The organism is Undibacterium sp. FT79W (genome assembly GCF_014284215.1).
In the GTDB taxonomy this organism is placed as follows: Bacteria; Pseudomonadota; Gammaproteobacteria; order Burkholderiales; family Burkholderiaceae_D; genus Undibacterium; species Undibacterium aquatile.
This window is the reverse complement of record NZ_JACOGB010000006.1, coordinates 172516-185370: the sequence shown is the minus strand read 5'-3', so window position 1 is coordinate 185370 and position 12855 is coordinate 172516. Positions and strand designations below refer to the sequence as shown.

The 12855-nt window shown below is 47.9% G+C and carries 13 protein-coding genes and 1 tRNA gene; all 14 read right to left on the bottom strand.

The window, feature by feature from the left end:
* Positions 1 to 27: 27 nt before the first annotated feature.
* The 14 genes from nuoF to pssA all read right to left on the bottom strand — a co-directional run bounded on the left by nuoF (position 28) and on the right by pssA (position 12804).
* The gene (gene nuoF, locus H8K38_RS12300) at positions 28 to 1323 is read right to left on the bottom strand and encodes an NADH-quinone oxidoreductase subunit NuoF (RefSeq protein ID WP_186885124.1); all 1296 of its coding nucleotides are present in this window, start codon (positions 1321 to 1323) and stop codon (positions 28 to 30) included.
* Positions 1323 to 1811, bottom strand: coding sequence for an NADH-quinone oxidoreductase subunit NuoE (nuoE, locus tag H8K38_RS12295; RefSeq protein WP_186885123.1), 489 nt, complete (start codon positions 1809 to 1811; stop codon positions 1323 to 1325). The genes nuoF and nuoE overlap by 1 nt, the downstream gene beginning before the upstream one ends.
* 34 nt (positions 1812 to 1845) lie before the next feature.
* Positions 1846 to 3099, bottom strand: coding sequence for an NADH-quinone oxidoreductase subunit D (locus H8K38_RS12290; RefSeq protein WP_186885122.1), 1254 nt, complete (start codon positions 3097 to 3099; stop codon positions 1846 to 1848).
* Positions 3099 to 3695, bottom strand: coding sequence for an NADH-quinone oxidoreductase subunit C (locus tag H8K38_RS12285; protein ID WP_186885121.1), 597 nt, complete (start codon positions 3693 to 3695; stop codon positions 3099 to 3101). Before H8K38_RS12285 ends, H8K38_RS12290 begins: the two co-directional genes overlap by 1 nt.
* 29 nt (positions 3696 to 3724) lie before the next feature.
* Positions 3725 to 4201 carry an NADH-quinone oxidoreductase subunit B family protein gene (locus H8K38_RS12280; RefSeq protein WP_186885120.1) on the bottom strand — a complete coding sequence of 159 codons (477 nt, stop codon included), beginning with the start codon at positions 4199 to 4201 and terminating at the stop codon, positions 3725 to 3727.
* Positions 4202 to 4207: 6 nt separating this feature from the next.
* Positions 4208 to 4567, bottom strand: coding sequence for an NADH-quinone oxidoreductase subunit A (locus H8K38_RS12275; RefSeq protein WP_186885119.1), 360 nt, complete (start codon positions 4565 to 4567; stop codon positions 4208 to 4210).
* 112 nt (positions 4568 to 4679) lie between these two features.
* A tRNA-Leu gene (locus tag H8K38_RS12270) sits at positions 4680 to 4764 on the bottom strand.
* Positions 4765 to 4849: 85 nt separating this feature from the next.
* Positions 4850 to 5215, bottom strand: a complete 366-nt coding sequence (secG, locus tag H8K38_RS12265) for a preprotein translocase subunit SecG (protein WP_186885118.1) — start codon at positions 5213 to 5215, stop codon at positions 4850 to 4852.
* Positions 5216 to 5273: 58 nt separating this feature from the next.
* Positions 5274 to 6023 (bottom strand): triose-phosphate isomerase, encoded by a 750-nt coding sequence (gene tpiA, locus H8K38_RS12260; RefSeq protein WP_186885117.1) that lies wholly within the window; start codon positions 6021 to 6023, stop codon positions 5274 to 5276.
* Positions 6024 to 6213: 190 nt separating this feature from the next.
* Entirely contained in the window at positions 6214 to 7194 is a 981-nt protein-coding gene (locus tag H8K38_RS12255) for an NAD(P)H-quinone oxidoreductase (protein ID WP_186885116.1), read from the bottom strand.
* 97 nt (positions 7195 to 7291) lie between these two features.
* Positions 7292 to 9436, bottom strand: coding sequence for a polyribonucleotide nucleotidyltransferase (pnp, locus tag H8K38_RS12250; RefSeq protein WP_186885115.1), 2145 nt, complete (start codon positions 9434 to 9436; stop codon positions 7292 to 7294).
* 218 nt (positions 9437 to 9654) lie between these two features.
* Positions 9655 to 9924 (bottom strand): 30S ribosomal protein S15, encoded by a 270-nt coding sequence (gene rpsO / locus H8K38_RS12245; RefSeq protein ID WP_186885114.1) that lies wholly within the window; start codon positions 9922 to 9924, stop codon positions 9655 to 9657.
* Between the two features lie 118 nt (positions 9925 to 10042).
* A complete protein-coding gene (locus H8K38_RS12240) occupies positions 10043 to 11581 on the bottom strand; it encodes a 2-isopropylmalate synthase (RefSeq protein ID WP_186885113.1) in 1539 nt (512 codons plus the stop codon).
* A gap of 356 nt (positions 11582 to 11937) precedes the next feature.
* The gene (pssA, locus tag H8K38_RS12235) at positions 11938 to 12804 is read right to left on the bottom strand and encodes a CDP-diacylglycerol--serine O-phosphatidyltransferase (RefSeq protein WP_186885112.1); all 867 of its coding nucleotides are present in this window, start codon (positions 12802 to 12804) and stop codon (positions 11938 to 11940) included.
* Positions 12805 to 12855 lie beyond the last annotated feature (51 nt).

Here is a 12855-nt window from a genome sequence, read left to right as displayed (position 1 = left end):
ACTCTAAGTGTGCTAACCGAAGCTGGCTTACAGGTAAGTGGGAACCAAGCAATGCTTATGCTCGATATGATATTCAAACTCTGTGCGGAAATTTTTTACGAATGCGCGAACCGGCATCGCTGCTGCATCACCTAACGCACAAATCGTTTTACCCTGAATATTGTCTGCGATGGAATTCAGCATATCCAGATCTTCAGGGCGACCTAATCCATTTTCAATCCGATGAACAAGGCGATACAACCAGCCTGTACCTTCGCGACAAGGCGTACACTGCCCGCACGACTCTTCAAAATAAAAATACGACAGACGTTCCAGCGATTTGACCATGCAACGGGTTTCATCCATGACGATGACGGCTCCGGATCCAAGCATGGAACCCGCCTTGGAAATCGAATCGTAATCAAGATCCGTATTCATCATCACATCACCAACAATTACCGGTGCGGAAGAGCCGCCAGGAATGACTGCTTTGATTTTTTTTCCGCCACGCATGCCACCAGCCAACTCAAGCAAAGTAGCAAATGGAGTACCTAATGGAATTTCGTAATTACCAGGCCGCTCAACGTCACCTGAAATAGAGAATATCTTTGTACCGCCGTTATTTGGCTTACCAAGAGCGGCATAATTTTCACCACCCATCGCAAAAATGAACGGAACGGCAGCAAATGTTTCAGTGTTGTTGATGGTTGTCGGCTTTCCGTACAGACCAAAGCTGGCCGGGAACGGAGGTTTGAAGCGCGGCTGGCCTTTTTTGCCTTCCAGTGACTCCAACAATGCCGTTTCTTCACCGCAAATATAGGCACCGTAACCGTGGAACGCATGCAATTGAAAACTAAATTCGGAGCCTGCGATATTATTACCAAGCATCCCCGCCGCGCGCGCCTCTTCAATCGCTTCTTCGAAACGATCATAGTCCGCAAAAATTTCGCCGTGGATGTAGTTATAACCGACAGTAATACCCATGGCATACGCACCGATGGCCATACCTTCGATCAGCGCGTGCGGGTTATAGCGAATGATATCGCGATCTTTAAATGTACCAGGCTCGCCCTCGTCGGTATTACAGACCAGATATTTCTGCCCAGGAAACTGACGTGGCATGAAACTCCATTTCAGGCCAGTCGGGAAACCAGCTCCGCCACGACCGCGCAAAGACGACGCTTTGAGCTCAGCAATAACCTGCTCAGGTGGAATTTTTTCTGAAAGAATACGTTTCAAGGATGCATAGCCACCACGAGCAACGTAATCTTGTAAGTGCCAGTTTTTACCATCCAGACCCGCGAGAATGAGGGGCTTAATATGGCGATTGTGCAGACTCGTCATTATTTACCCGCCTCTTTCAGTTCATTCACAAGTCCGTCGATTTTTTCGTTCGACATAAAGCTGCACATGCGTTTATTGTTGACCAACATGACAGGTGCATCACCACATGCCCCCATGCATTCACCTTCAACCAAGGTGAATTGCCCATCGCCAGTGGTTTCTTTGTAATCAATACCCAGCTTCTGCTTCAGATGGTGCGCCGCGCGCTCGCCACCTGATAAAGCACAAGGCAAATTAGTACAAACGGTAATTTTGAATTTACCGACTGGCTTCGTGTTGTACATATTGTAGAAAGTAGCCACTTCCTGTACAGCAACGGCAGGCATACCAATATAGTCAGCCAAAGTCTGCATTACTTCAGGAGAGATCCAACCAGTTTCATCCTGCGCAATAGCCAAAGCGGCCATCACAGCGGACTGGCGCTGCTCAGCCGGGAACTTTGCCAGTTCACGATCAATTTTTTTAAATGCCTGCTCTGATAACACCATAGCTAATGCCTCAAATAAACGTCAGATGACGTTTTTATCTGTCAATCTCACCAAAAACAATGTCCTGAGTACCAATAATAGTTACAGCATCGGCAATCATATGTCCCTTCGCCATTTCATCCAGACCTTGCAGGTGCGGGAAGCCTGGAGCGCGAATTTTCAAGCGATACGGTTTATTAGCACCATCGGACATCAAGTAAATACCAAATTCACCCTTTGGATGCTCAACTGCAGCATAAGCCTCGCCAGCAGGAACATGGAAGCCTTCTGTGAACAACTTGAAATGATGAATCAAATCTTCCATATTTGACTTCATGTCGACACGATGTGGTGGCGTAACCTTGTGATTATCTGAAATCACAGGCCCCTGATTATTTCTGAGCCACTCTACGCATTGTTTAATAATGCGGTTAGATTGACGCATCTCTTCTACGCGAACAAGATAGCGATCATAACAATCACCATTGACACCAACAGCAATATCAAAGTCGAGCAAATCATAAACTTCGTATGGTTGTTTTTTACGCAGATCCCATTCAACACCAGATCCACGCAACATCGCACCGGTAAAGCCCATCGCTTTCGCACGCTCAGGCGATACAACACCGACACCGACCAAACGCTGCTTCCAGATACGATTATCCGTCAACAAGGTTTCATACTCATCGACATATTTCGGGAAGCGATTTGTAAAATCCTCGATAAAATCAAGCAAAGAACCTTGGCGGTTTTCATTAAGAAAACGCATCGACTTTTCGTTCTTCAGCAAAGATGCTTTATGCTTAGGCATTTCGTCAGGCAAATCACGATAGACACCACCAGGACGATAGTAAGCCGCATGCATACGCGCACCGGAAACCGCCTCATAGCAATCCATCAAATCTTCCCGCTCACGGAACGCATACAACATCACAGCCATTGCACCGACGTCAAGCGCATGTGCGCCTATCCACAGCAAGTGGTTCAACAAACGAGTAATTTCATCGAACATCACGCGTATGTATTGCGCACGCAGGGGCACTTCCAAACCGAGCATCTTCTCAATCGCCATAACGTAGGCATGCTCATTCGCCATCATCGAGACGTAATCGAGCCTATCCATGTACGGAACAGATTGCAAAAATGTTTTTTGTTCTGCCAATTTTTCAGTTGCACGATGCAACAAGCCGATATGAGGATCGGCACGCTGAATAACTTCACCATCCAATTCCAGCACCAAGCGCAATACACCATGCGCAGCAGGATGCTGAGGACCAAAGTTGAGTGTGTAATTCTTAATCTCAGCCATTATTTCATCCCGTAATTTTCTTCGCGAATAATACGCGGGGTATTTTCGCGCGGCTCAATAGTCACAGGTTGATAGACTACGCGTTTTTGATCCGCATCGTAACGCATCTCCACATAACCAGACACAGGGAAATCTTTGCGGAATGGGTGACCAATAAAACCATAATCAGTCAGAATACGACGCAAGTCGTTATGACCGTCAAACAATATGCCATACAAATCAAAGGCTTCGCGCTCGTACCAATTAGCAGCATTCCAGACATCAGTCAAAGAAGATACAAGCGGCATGTCATCATCCGGCGCAAAAACACGAACCCGAAGACGCCAGTTATTTTTAATCGACAACAAGTGCGTTACGACTGCATACCGGGAACCATCCCAGGCACCATCAGCGTAGGTAGAATAATCAACACCACAAAGGTCAATCAATTCTTCAAAACACGTATCTGAGTGATCACGCAAATCGCGCATCACCTGCAAATATTCAGCTGCCGACACAACAATCGTCAACTCACCGAGAGCATTTTTCAGCTCAAGAATACGCTCACCCAAGACTGCTTTTAATGCCTGCTCGAGTTTTTCTAATTTGATCGTCATAGTTAAAGGCTGCCTCAGCAATCGCGCGATCAGCGCGCGATAGTGTTTGTACGTTTAATCTTGTTTTGCAGCTGAATGACACCGTACAGCAATGCTTCTGCCGTCGGCGGACAACCAGGCACATAAATATCAACTGGAACAATGCGATCACAGCCGCGCACAACGGAATATGAATAGTGATAATAACCACCACCATTAGCGCAAGAACCCATGGAAATAACCCAGCGAGGCTCCGCCATCTGATCGTAGACTTTTCGCAACGCAGGCGCCATCTTGTTACACAAGGTACCCGCGACGATCATCACATCCGAATGACGTGGAGATGGGCGAAACACAACACCAAAACGATCCAGATCATAACGGGACGCACCAGCATGCATCATTTCAACCGCACAACAAGCCAGACCGAACGTCATCGGCCACATAGAACCCGTACGTGTCCAGTTAATCAGCTTATCGGCTGTTGTCGTAACAAAGCCTTCGTTCAACACACCTTCAATAGCCATTTTCCATCACTCCCAATCCAGAGCGCCTTTTTTCCAGATGTACCAAAACCCGACAGCAAATTCGAGCACAAAGCCAAGCATAATCAAGAAACCAGCCCATCCCAGATCGCGCATAGCAACGCCCCACGGGAAGAAAAATGCAGTTTCAAGATCAAAGAGAATGAAGAGGATTGCGATCAAATAATATCGCACATCAAATTTCATACGCGCGTCTTCAAACGCCTCGAAGCCACACTCGTATGCTGATGTTTTTTGAGAATCCGGCTTATACGGGCCGAGAACACGCCCCAAAACCTGAGGCAATACACCGACTCCGATACCAACCAGAATAAAGAGAAGAACTGGGAAATAATTTTCGAGGTTCACGTTAGGCTACCTGTATTTGAACGCCATATTGAAGCAAGCCATTTTTGAAGGACTTCATCAAAAAATAGCCACTTCCTCGACAAAATCAGAAAAGAAAACTGATTTGTTTTTTTGGTGCCGACGACGAGACTCGAACTCGTACAGCTTTCGCCACTACCCCCTCAAGATAGCGTGTCTACCAATTTCACCACGTCGGCATAAGCCCAGCATTCTACCCTGAATGACCTCATTGTTCAACGCACAATCGAGGAAATTCAAGTTTTTTTGCCGGGAAATATAAATTTATTTTGGAATCTGATTCGGTTGCGCAGACGAAGCCGCAGCAGCAGAAGCTGGTGCGGGTGTTTGCACAACTGCAGGCGCTACTTTTGTCACTGGCAGATTATCCATCACACCGCCAGCTGGCTTACGCTCACCACCAAAAACACCCAAGGCCAATGTTGCAGCAAAAAATATTGCAGCCGCAATGCCTGTGGAGCGCGACAAGAAATTGGAGGAACCTGTTGCACCAAACAGACTACCGGAAGCACCCGAACCAAAGGAAGCCCCCATATCCGCACCTTTACCATGCTGCAGCAAAACGAGCGCAATAATTGCCAATGCAGAGATAACCTGAACGACCACTACCAATGTAAAAAAAGTTTGCATTCAAAACACCTAAAAAAATTAATCTTCAATCTTCAATCTTCAATCTTCAGCAATACAATCAAGCCGCAGCAGCAATAGCAAGAAAATCAGCGGACTTCAACGCAGCACCACCGATCAAACCACCATCAATATCTGCCATTGCCAGTAAGTCCTTTGCATTTTCGGGCTTCATACTACCACCATAAAGTATTTGCACCGAAGCAGCTGCGGCAACATCTTTCAAAGCAATTTGCTGACGCAAAAAGGCATGTACATCCTGCGCCATTTGTGGCGTCGCCGTTTTACCGGTACCAATTGCCCACACTGGCTCATAAGCGACAACAAGCTGAGTAATTTGCGCAACGTCAACAACATCCAACACCGCCTGCAATTGCGCAGCAACAACTTCTTCTGTCTGACCGCTTTCACGCTGCGCCAAGGTTTCCCCCACGCATACAATAGGGATCAAGTTCTCGGACAACGCACGCAAAGTTTTTCTTGCGACAACCGCATTCGATTCAGCATGATATGCGCGTCGTTCAGAATGCCCGACGATCACATATCGACAACCGCAATCAACCAGCATCGATGCGGCAACCTCACCGGTAAATGCACCTTGCGCATGCTCAGAAACATCTTGCGCACCCCATTTCACAAGGCTCGCTGTCAGCAACTCAGCACATTGAGTCAGGTACGGCGCTGGCGCACATACCAAAACATCACAATCCGAAGATACGGGCAATCCGGCTACGATTTCAGATAACAACGAACGATTGGCCGCGAAGCTGCCGTTCATTTTCCAGTTACCCGCAATTAGTGTACGTCGCATAAGAGATCAGAATATAAATAACCGTCTATTGTATCCCGCTGACAATACCCGGTCAAACAAAGCCAGCACAAAACAAACACGACCTACAGCCCAAGCCAACACATGTCTGCCCTGCACATCTGGGCCATTCATTTCTCGACACACTGCGATCTGGCCTTCGATATCTTGAAAAATAAGAACCCTGACAGGATTACACCAACTGCAGCATAATTTTGCCTATGTGGCGACCATCCTCCATCCAAGCGTGCGCTTGATCTGCCTGAGTCAAAGGGAACACCTGATGAATAACCGGCCTGATTTTTCCTGCCTCAAGTAACGGCCAGACATGTTGCTGCAATTGTGAAGAAATCTGCCTCTTAAACTCAACAGAACGTGGACGCAAGGTTGACCCGGTTATCGTCAGTCGCCGACGTAAGACTTGCCCAAAATCGACATCTCCGCGATTACCGCCTAACAAGGCAATGATCGCAATCCGGCCATCATCTGCGAGACTATCGATCTCCATTGGAATATAACTTCCTGCGACCATATCAAGAATCACATCCACCCCCTTACCAGCAGTCAGTGATTTGACAACCTCGGGAAATTTTTCAGTTTTATAGTTAATAGCACGCTCTGCTCCCAATCCCTCAGCAGCACGGCATTTTTCATCTGTTCCCGCCGTAGCAAAAACCCGGTGCCCGAGAGCGCTTGCGATCTGAATCGCAGCAACACCAATTCCTGATGTGCCGCCCTGTACCAGTAAAGTCTCACCAGCACTCAATCTGGCGCGATCAAAGACATTACTCCAGACGGTGAAATAAGTTTCTGGCAACGAGGCTGCCTCTACCATGCTTAAACCCTTGGGGACGGGAAGACACTGCGCAGCAGGCGCAACACAATATTCAGCGTATCCACCACCCTGCACCAGCGCGCAGACGAAATCACCCATCTGAAAATCAGTCGTCGATAAGTCTCCACCAACAATTTCTCCGGCAACCTCCAACCCTGGCAAATCTGAAGCCCCCTGAGGAACAGGGTAGTAGCCAAGCCGCTGTAGCACGTCTGGGCGATTCACGCCTGCAGCATGCACCTTAATCAAAACCTCACCAGTCTGCGCTTGCGGAATCTCGCGCTCACACAATTGCAAAACCTCGGGCGCCCCATATTTTGTAATTTCAATTGCACGCATAAAACTCACCGAATAAATAAAAAAATCATTGTAAGTCAATAAAAAAACGCCCGTTTAAACGGGCGTTTTTTTCAACAATTCATGACAAACAGCACAATTACTGGGCTGCCTGCGGCTCTTGTGACTGAGCATGCGCATCACCTTCAACAGCAGCTGCTTTCATGGACAACTTGAAGCGACCACGATCATCGGTTTCCAACACTTTGACGCGTACTTGCTGACCTTCTTTGAGATAGTCAGCAACTGCATTGACGCGTTCGTTGGCGATCTGACTGATGTGCAGCAGACCATCTTTACCTGGCATGATTTGCACAATCGCACCGAAGTCCAGCAACTTCAACACAGTACCTTCGTAGATTTTGCCGACTTCAACTTCCGCGGTCAGCTCTTCGATACGACGCTTGGCTTCTTGACCAGCCGCCGCATCGACAGAAGCGATAGTAACAACGCCTTCGTCGCTGATGTCGATCTGCGTACCTGTCTCTTCAGTCAGCGCACGGATCACCGCACCACCTTTACCGATCACATCACGGATTTTCTCAGGATTGATCTTGATTGTGATCAGACGTGGTGCGAAATCGGACAACTCGGTATTACCAACCGGAACTGCCTCTTGCATTTTGCCCAGAATATGGACGCGACCTTCTTTAGCTTGCGCCAAAGCGACTTGCATAATTTCTTTAGTAATGCCCTGGATTTTGATATCCATTTGCAATGCAGTGATACCTTCGGCAGTGCCGGCAACTTTAAAGTCCATATCACCGAGGTGATCTTCATCACCCAGAATATCGGTCAGAACAGCAAACTTGTTACCTTCTTTGATCAGACCCATGGCGATACCTGCAACATGCGCTTTCATCGGCACACCTGCATCCATCAGAGCCAGACAGCCACCACAAACAGACGCCATCGAAGAAGAACCATTGGATTCAGTAATTTCAGAAACCAGACGTACGGAGTAGCTGAAATCTTCCGGATCAGGCAATGCAGCCTGCAATGCACGCTTAGCTAAACGGCCATGACCGATTTCACGGCGCTTAGGCGTACCAACGCGACCAGTTTCACCTGTAGCAAATGGAGGCATGTTGTAATGCAACATGAAGCGGTCAGAGTATTCACCCATCAACGCATCGATTTTTTGTTCGTCACGTGCAGTACCCAAAGTTGCAATCACCAAAGCCTGTGTTTCACCACGGGTGAACAAAGCGGTACCATGCGTACGTGGCAAAATACCAGTGCGGATAGTAATAGGACGTACAGTGCGAGTGTCGCGACCATCAATACGCGGCTCACCTTCGAGAATTTGGGAGCGAACGATTTTCGCTTCCAGATCAAACAGAATATTACCGACGTCTGCGGAGTCAGGAGCTACCTCACCTTTGGCGGCAGCTTGTTCAGCCAGTGCAGCAGCAACGGTAGACGTCGCGGCCTTCAATTGCTCAGTACGGGCTTGCTTTTCTTTGGTTTGATATGCAGCGCGCAGCAGCGGTTCTGCAACTGCAGTGACCGCAGCGATCAGCGGCTCATTTTTTGCTGCAGGCGCCCATTGCACTTCAGGTTTGCCGCCGTCGCGTACCAATTCGTGGATCGCGTCAATAACAGCTTTCATTTGCTCGTGACCGAACACAACCGCACCCAGCATGACTTCTTCAGACAATTGCTGCGCTTCGGATTCCACCATCAATACAGCTTGTTCAGTACCCGCAACAACCAGATCCAGTTTGGAAGATTTCAACTGCGTCGCAGTTGGATTCAATACATATTGACCGTCAATATAACCAACGCGCGCGGCACCAACAGGGCCACTGAAAGGAATGCCAGCAACAGAAATCGCAGCAGAAGCACCGATCATCGCAGCGATATCGGGATCAATCTCAGGATTGACGGACAATACATGCACAATCACCTGAACTTCATTCAGATAACCCTCAGGAAACAATGGGCGAATCGGGCGATCGATCAAACGTGAAGTTAATGTTTCTTTTTCTGATGGACGACCTTCACGCTTGAAGAAACCGCCAGGAATGCGGCCAGCAGCGTAAGTTTTTTCCATGTAATCCACGGTCAAAGGAAAGAAATCCTGACCAGGTTTTGCATCTTTTTTTGCAACGACAGTTGCCAGCACGACAGTGTCTTCGATCGAGACCATCACTGCGCCAGAGGCCTGACGTGCGATTTCACCAGTCTCCAATGTCACCTGATGTTGACCGTATTGGAAAGTTTTCGTAATTTTGTTAAACACAATGTGTCCTTTCTATTTTGCCGACAGATTTTCAGGCGCTGTCGTTCACCTCACCACGTGCAATCCGTCAGGACTGCCTTTTGCCAGTTTTTTGCTTATTTCTAACAAATTTTGCTAAAAATTTCGCACAAAACCAAAACACCAGATAAACAAAAAGCCTGCGACAGTCAACTGACGCAGGCTTTTTGCTATAAATTTTTTGCTAAATTCAGCAAGAATTACTTACGCAAGCCGAGTTTTTCGATCAGAGCGCGATAGCGATTCAGGTCTTTACCTTTCAGGTAAGACAACAGGCTTTTACGACGGTTAACCATCATAATCAGACCGCGACGAGAATGGTGATCTTTACCGTGGGCTTTGAAGTGACCGTTCAAATCATTGATACGGGCTGTCAGCAAAGCAACCTGAACTTCTGGAGAACCTGTGTCATTTTGACCACGGGCGTTATCCGCTACGATAGCGGCTTTTGCACTTTTTTCGATAGACATAATTTTTCCTTTACATGCGATAACAAGAGTCGTTTGATGACAAAACCGTCGTTATCGTGAAATAAACTCCCGCCAAAATGACGGGAGCCGAGACTATAGCACACAAATAATCAATGAATCAAACTTGTGGATTCAGCTTTTCTGACTTTGACTCGAGTTTATTCAGCGCTGACAAGTAGGCTTTCGCAGACGCCACGACGATATCAGGATCTGCCCCCACGCCATTGACGATACGTCCGGCTTTTTGCAGCCGCATCGTCACTTCGCCCTGAGACTGGGTGCCAGTCGTAATTGCATTGACTGAAAACAGCAGCAATTCAGCACCACTGTTCACTTCAGACTCAATCGCATTCACAATCGCGTCCACAGGGCCGTTTCCTTTTGCTTCGCAAGTCACTTCTTTACCGGCAAAAGCAAACACCACTTTTGCTTTTGGTGATTCGCCGGTTTCAGAGTGCTGGGCCAGCGAAACAAAGTGGTAAGCCTCTTTGTCATTGGCCTGCTCTTCATCTGAAACCAACGCCAAAATATCTTCATCAAAAATCTCAGATTTGCGGTCAGCCAGTTCTTTGAAACGGGCAAATGCCGCATTTACTTCCGCTTCAGATTCCAGCGTAATGCCCAGCTCTTCGAGGCGCTGCTTAAATGCATTCCGGCCAGAGAGCTTACCGAGAACAATTTTATTTGCACTCCAGCCCACGTCTTCGGCGCGCATAATCTCATAGGTATCGCGGGCTTTCAGAATGCCATCCTGATGAATGCCGGAAGCATGTGCAAACGCGTTCGCACCAACCACGGCTTTATTTGGCTGCACTGCAAAGCCAGTAATTTGCGACACCAGCTTCGATGCGGGAACAATCTGGGTCGTATCAATACCCAGATCGAGATTAAAGTAATCTTTACGCGTACGCACTGCCATCACGATCTCTTCAAGTGCAGTATTGCCGGCGCGCTCACCAAGTCCGTTAATCGTACATTCGACCTGACGTGCACCACCAATCATGACACCCGCAAGCGAGTTCGCCACGGCCATTCCCAGATCGTTATGACAATGCACAGACCAGATCGCTTTATCAGAATTCGGGATACGCTCACGCAACGTTTTCAGCATATTGCCGTATAACTCCGGCACACCATAACCGACCGTGTCGGCGAAATTAATTGTGGTTGCGCCCTCTTTAATGACGGCCTCAATTACGCGACACAGGAAATCCATTTCGGAGCGGCTGCCATCTTCCGGGCTAAATTCAACGTCATCAGTAAAATTACGCGCAAAACGTACGGCCTGAATCGCTTGCTCCAACACCTGATCCGGACTCATACGCAATTTCTTCTCCATGTGCAAAGGAGAGGTCGCAATAAAGGTATGAATACGCTTGCGTTGAGCAGCAGCCAAGGCTTCTGCGGCACGGGAAATATCGCGGTCATTGGCGCGCGACAAAGAACAAATGATGGAATCTTTGATCGTCGCGGAAATCGCCTTGATCGATTCAAAATCGCCAGGAGACGCGGCCGCAAAACCCGCTTCAATGACATCAACTTTCAATCGTTCCAGTTGTTTTGCAATACGCAGCTTTTCATCCTTTGTCATCGACGCGCCCGGGGATTGCTCGCCATCGCGCAAAGTGGTGTCAAATATGATGAGTTTGTCTGCCATGATTTTCTCCTGAAAAGAATGTTTGAGATTGAAAATGAATCGATAAAAACGCTGAATATTCTCTGCCCCACCCTTGCAACGCACACAGGGGTAAGAGATTACACAAATTGTGGGTATAGGGGATTTAGCGCGTTACCGCACTAGTAGAAATGCAAATAGCGATAGCAGACGGGAGGCGTCTGCTAAAGTTTTTAATGTGAGGGATGTGACTGAAAAGTTCATGCATTCGACTATAAGCGTGAACACAGAAAAGTGCAAGAATTTATAGCAGCCTATTTCTAATTTAATTAATCCGAAAAGAAAAAAAGCCACAATGCATTTTGTACATTGTGGCGATTCCGCTTTAAAACAAAATTTTATTTATCGTCGTGGGTTTCCACGCTGGTCTGAATAATGCTGATAGGACGACCTTTGCGCCAGCGCCACAACAAGACGACGTAACCAGATAAACCATACAACACAAACAAACCAAATAACACTTTAGGCGGATCACTGACCACCACCACATACACCAGTAACACTAACAAAGGCGCAATAAAAGGAACGCTTTTTTTCAGGTTCACATCTTTGAAACTGTAAAACGGCACATTCGTCACCATGGTCAATCCGGCAAACAAGGTGATGCCCCACGCGATCCAACGAAGGTCGCCACCGACAAAGTGCAAATCATCCATCAGCAGCACGAAACCAGCAACCAGCGCCGCCGCCGCCGGGCTTGGTAAGCCCTGAAAATAACGTTTATCAACGATGCTGATATTCGTGTTAAAGCGTGCCAGTCGCAACGCTGCGCCAGCGCAATAGACAAAAGCGGCAAGCCAGCCTAGTTTATCCATGCCGCGCAGCGACCATTCATACACGACCAGCGCTGGCGCTGCGCCAAAGGAAATCATGTCTGACAGGCTGTCGTACTGCGCGCCGAATTCACTCTGTGTATTCGTCATCCGCGCAACCCGACCATCCAGACTATCCAGCACCATCGCAACAAAAATCGCGAGTGCCGCCTGATAAAAACGCTGATCCATCGCCATGACGATCGCGTAAAAACCGCAGAACAGCGCAGCCGTCGTAAACGCATTCGGCAACAGATAAATGCCACGTCCGCGCGCCGTCGCTTTTACCGGTAAGACGATACCGTCAGCATCTGTTCTTTGCTGCGTTTTACGTACGCCTTTGGGGAAAAGTTTGAAGTTACCTTTGGGTTTGCGTCGATTAAAAGATGGCATGTGAATCTAAAGAAATAAAATAGCCCGAACATGTCGGGCGGAACCTGGCAC

Excerpts from the sequence above, each read along its gene's own strand:
- nuoF (WP_186885124.1), bottom strand. The coding sequence starts at position 1,323 with ATGACGAGTCTGCACAATCGCCATATTAAGCCCCTCATTCTCGCGGGT.
- nuoE (WP_186885123.1), bottom strand. The coding sequence starts at position 1,811 with ATGGTGTTATCAGAGCAGGCATTTAAAAAAATTGATCGTGAACTGGCA.
- H8K38_RS12290 (WP_186885122.1), bottom strand. The coding sequence starts at position 3,099 with ATGGCTGAGATTAAGAATTACACACTCAACTTTGGTCCTCAGCATCCT.
- H8K38_RS12285 (WP_186885121.1), bottom strand. The coding sequence starts at position 3,695 with ATGACGATCAAATTAGAAAAACTCGAGCAGGCATTAAAAGCAGTCTTG.
- H8K38_RS12280 (WP_186885120.1), bottom strand. The coding sequence starts at position 4,201 with ATGGCTATTGAAGGTGTGTTGAACGAAGGCTTTGTTACGACAACAGCC.
- secG (WP_186885118.1), bottom strand. The coding sequence starts at position 5,215 with ATGCAAACTTTTTTTACATTGGTAGTGGTCGTTCAGGTTATCTCTGCA.
- tpiA (WP_186885117.1), bottom strand. The coding sequence starts at position 6,023 with ATGCGACGTACACTAATTGCGGGTAACTGGAAAATGAACGGCAGCTTC.
- H8K38_RS12255 (WP_186885116.1), bottom strand. The coding sequence starts at position 7,194 with ATGCGTGCAATTGAAATTACAAAATATGGGGCGCCCGAGGTTTTGCAA.
- rpsO (WP_186885114.1), bottom strand. The coding sequence starts at position 9,924 with ATGTCTATCGAAAAAAGTGCAAAAGCCGCTATCGTAGCGGATAACGCC.
- H8K38_RS12240 (WP_186885113.1), bottom strand. The coding sequence starts at position 11,581 with ATGGCAGACAAACTCATCATATTTGACACCACTTTGCGCGATGGCGAG.
- pssA (WP_186885112.1), bottom strand. The coding sequence starts at position 12,804 with ATGCCATCTTTTAATCGACGCAAACCCAAAGGTAACTTCAAACTTTTC.